The sequence below is a fragment of the Paenibacillus sp. Root444D2 genome (assembly GCF_001426375.1).
GTDB lineage: Bacteria > Bacillota > Bacilli > Paenibacillales > NBRC-103111 > Paenibacillus_E.
Map to the genome: position 1 here is coordinate 1 of NZ_LMEO01000043.1, position 3,667 is coordinate 3,667.

General features: G+C 44.5%; 3 protein-coding genes. 2 read left to right on the forward strand and 1 reads right to left on the reverse strand.

Annotated elements, in window-relative coordinates; all coding sequences use genetic code 11:
- Positions 1-318: 318 nt before the first annotated feature.
- Positions 319-2,073 carry a methyl-accepting chemotaxis protein gene (locus tag ASD40_RS21775; RefSeq protein ID WP_057305268.1) on the forward strand — a complete coding sequence of 585 codons (1,755 nt, stop codon included), beginning with the start codon at positions 319-321 and terminating at the stop codon, positions 2,071-2,073.
- A gap of 65 nt (positions 2,074-2,138) precedes the next feature.
- Here ASD40_RS21775 and ASD40_RS21780 read toward each other — a convergent pair whose 3' ends face one another.
- Positions 2,139-2,942, reverse strand: a complete 804-nt coding sequence (locus ASD40_RS21780; RefSeq protein ID WP_235549341.1) for a helix-turn-helix domain-containing protein — start codon at positions 2,940-2,942, stop codon at positions 2,139-2,141.
- A gap of 89 nt (positions 2,943-3,031) precedes the next feature.
- Here ASD40_RS21780 and ASD40_RS21785 point away from each other — a divergent pair, with 89 nt between their 5' ends.
- Positions 3,032-3,487 (forward strand): SRPBCC domain-containing protein, encoded by a 456-nt coding sequence (locus tag ASD40_RS21785; protein ID WP_082562365.1) that lies wholly within the window; start codon positions 3,032-3,034, stop codon positions 3,485-3,487.
- The last annotated feature ends 180 nt before the right edge of the window (positions 3,488-3,667 follow it).

Consider the following 3,667-nt stretch of genomic DNA (forward strand, 5'->3'; position numbering starts at 1 on the left):
CTCCACTTTTCCTTTTCTTCCAGTATACAACAAACCCAGTGCCTATGCGCCACTGGGTCTATTTTTACAGATTCTGTATTCGTTTTGCAGTGCTCTCAGACTATGGGTACCTTTTTTGTAAGCTTTTCATAGAAAGGACTTCGAACAGCGTTCTCGCTCTATTAAGATGACACTTGAGGACGAGTTTGACGTTAACAATAGGAATAATTTCACAAAAAGTTCATGAAGTGACTTCATAGTGGCGAGGAAACCGATGGAAAAAAATTCATACTTATCTTACAATTAGTTCTATAGTCATGGATCTGAGGAGGGGTATATATGTCGAAAAATAAAAAAATATGGCGATTAACCATACGCAAAAAACTAATGTTGGTTTCTCTGCTTTTACTGTTAATACCCATATTAGTGTTAGGTGCCATTACGTATAATGTTTCAACCCAAGAAACCGATAAATTGATTCAAAGCAATTTGAAAAATTCGGTCGAAATGGCTTTGGAGCTAACGGCTGCTTTTGAAAAAGCTTCGAAACAGGGAACAATGTCGAAAGAAGACGCTCAGGAAAGAGTGAAGGAAATACTGCTTGGAGCAAAGAAGGATGGAACGCGTTCAATTAATGCCAACATCAATCTCGGTGCCAACGGTTACTTCTTTATTTTGAATGAGAACGGCGACTTGCTGGCACATCCATCTTTGGAAGGTCAAAACATTATAGATAAACAGACGAAAGACGGATTTTATTACATCAAGGATATGATTCAAAAAGGAAAAAGCGGAGGAGATTTCACGATCTATAATTGGCCGCTCCCCAACTCTACCAAAGAAGGAGAAAAAATCGCGTTTGCTGAGTCCACGAACTCTGATTGGGGTTGGATTATATCAGCAGGCTCCTATATGCAAGATTACAATTCGGGACAAGTTCATATTTTGAACACGATCCTCCTTACATTAATTTGCTGCTCGGTAATTGGAGGCGTGGTGATGACGTTTTTTGCCTTCCATATTTCCAGACCGATTAAGCAGCTTGCCCTTCAGGCGGAACAGTTTGCTAAGGGAGATCTTCGTTCAGCTCAGTTAAAAGTAAGCAATAACGACGAAATTGGTGAACTTGCGGTTTCTTTTCAATTGATGCACAACCATCTACGCCAAATTGTTTCGGGGCTCTTAGCCAATTCAGATAAGTTAACGGACTCTTCTCATGAACTAAACCAGTCCATTGGGGAAACGACAACAGCGAGCAATCAAATTTCGACCTCTATTGAAGATATGGTCATAAGCAATGAAACGCAGGCCCGCAGTGTCAATGAAAGCTCGACAGCAATGGAAGAAATGGCTGTTGGCATTCAGCGAATCGCGACAACCTCGTCTGCCGCCTACGAAGCATCAGAGATGACGCTGAAGGAAGCGGAGCAAGGTAACCACCTGATAAACGAGACAACCTTGCAGATGAATGCTGTAAGTCTTACAGTGGGCGATCTCGCAAAGATTATTGAGAAACTTACGGAACGTTCTCAGCATATTGGAGACATCGTACAGGTGATCACGGATATTTCCACTCAAACCAATTTGCTCGCTTTGAACGCATCCATTGAAGCAGCGCGTGCTGGCGATGAAGGTAAAGGATTCGCTGTCGTAGCCGGCGAGGTGAAAAAGCTGGCCGAACGTTCTTCGGCATCTGCCGCCGAAATTGCCGAGCTGATCCAAGACATCCAATTGGATATGAAGCAGGCTGGTGTGGCGATGGAAAAAGGCGAGCATGAGGTTTCTGCTGGTGTGAGCTCGATCCAGCATACGGGTCAAGCTTTTATTCGTATTCTCGACGCAACGCGGAGCGTTGTGAATCAAGTACAGGAAGCTTCGGCAGCAGCCGAGGAGATGTCTGCCAGCTCGCAGGAAATCGCCGCTTCCTTGCAGGAAATCGAACGAATGGCAAACCAGACCAATGATTTGGCGCATCTGATCTCCTCGTCTACGGAAGAGCAGCTTGCAGCGATGGAGGAGCTGACATCCGCTTCCGAATCGTTGGAAATCATGTCCTCAGAGATGCAGTTCATGGCTCATCGATTTAAACTCTAAGGTGCAACGATAAGTTTCATCCCTTCAAATGGAAAGGACCGGCAGCAAGGTGCCGGTCCTTTTTTTCAAATTGTTAGCCGAGCATATTCATCAGGAGTCTGGCCGATAATGGACTTGAAGTCTTTGATGAAATGCGACTGGTCATGATAACCTAGGTCCATGGAGAGCTTGGACCAGTTATGCCTCCGGCTTAGATCCGTCGTCTCCGCTGCGTTCTGGATTCGGGCCAGCTTGATCACCCATTTGGGGCTAACTCCGACGTAATGGTCGAACAGGCGCTGCAGCGTTCTTTTATTCACATGGAAGTAATTGCAGAGGGTATCAACTTTGGTGAGATCAGGCTTCTGATTGATATGATCGATGATCTGATTAATAAAAACGACCTGTTCATCCTGTTCGGGAAGCTTGGGCCGGATCAGTTGCTCGATATGTGAAACCATAAGATGTTCTTCTTTTTGAGCAAAAACATCCGTCTCAAGTCGACGTGGATCTATGTCAAAGATGCTCTGGACACTCATTGGATTGTTCAACAAGTCAGAAATCGGCTGCTTCAAAAAAGGGTAAAATCCGCCAGGCTTGAACTTGACTCCGAACACGCAGCCTTGGCCTTGCAGGTAATGCCCGTACTTCTCTTTCCCAGGACCGTAGATGGCCGTTCGACCCGGTTCAACGAGGAGATTGACGCAAGGATTCGGGATAACATGCTGCAAATAAGGCTCCTGGTCGGTTAAATCCCACCTAACTATCCAGTAATGTCGGATGAAATAGGCCAGATCTTCGGAGGGGGTATGTCGCGAAAGCTGGAATTTCTGCTCGCCTTGCTGCAGATTCATAATGCCTAGGCTGGGCTTGGAGGCTTTGGGAATCACTTCGCTCACTCCTTGTCGCGTTTTTACAATACATAGGTTGTACAATCAACTATACTTAATCATAACACATACCAAAGGAGTGGAAGTATATGGATATGGAACTCAAATACGAATTTTACATTGGGGCAGGGACTAAAGAAGTGTGGGATATTCTCGTGACTCCGGAGGGAACGCGTAAGATTCTCTTTGGCAGTGTGCTTCAGTCTACTTTTGAAATTGGATCCGATTATGCTTACGTGGGGCCAGGTAATGACGGTGAGGAAACCGTTCATGTATACGGTAAGATTCTAGCTTACGAACCAGAAAAGCTCATTAGTTGTACCGAACATGCCGGTCCATCTTACAACCCGAATCATGCGGACTTTGAATCTAGAATGACATTGTCACTTGAGACTGTCGGGAGCTGTACAAAACTAACGTTGGTCAATGATAATTGGACACCTAACCACCCAAGCTTCGAGAATACCAAGGCAAGTTGGTGGATGATTCTGAGCAATATCAAGACGCTGGCGGAGACAGGCAAGACATTGGATTTTGGTTGGTAGAAGTAAATTAGAGCATTTCATGGTGTTTTACAGAGCATTTTTACACGATATTGAGTTTCTCAACAAAAATAGGAGTCTGTAGGAGTACGTTTCACAATGTAATTTATTTGAGAAGTTACTTCACCAATTTGAGTAGGTTCTTTTTTAAAAAACTAAGCTGAAAGTTGAGGGGTATTCATG

What these genes read in the sequence shown, in the direction of transcription:
- ASD40_RS21775 (WP_057305268.1), top strand. Translation starts at nt 319, where the DNA reads ATGTCGAAAAATAAAAAAATATGGCGATTAACCATACGCAAAAAACTA.
- ASD40_RS21785 (WP_082562365.1), top strand. Translation starts at nt 3,032, where the DNA reads ATGGATATGGAACTCAAATACGAATTTTACATTGGGGCAGGGACTAAA.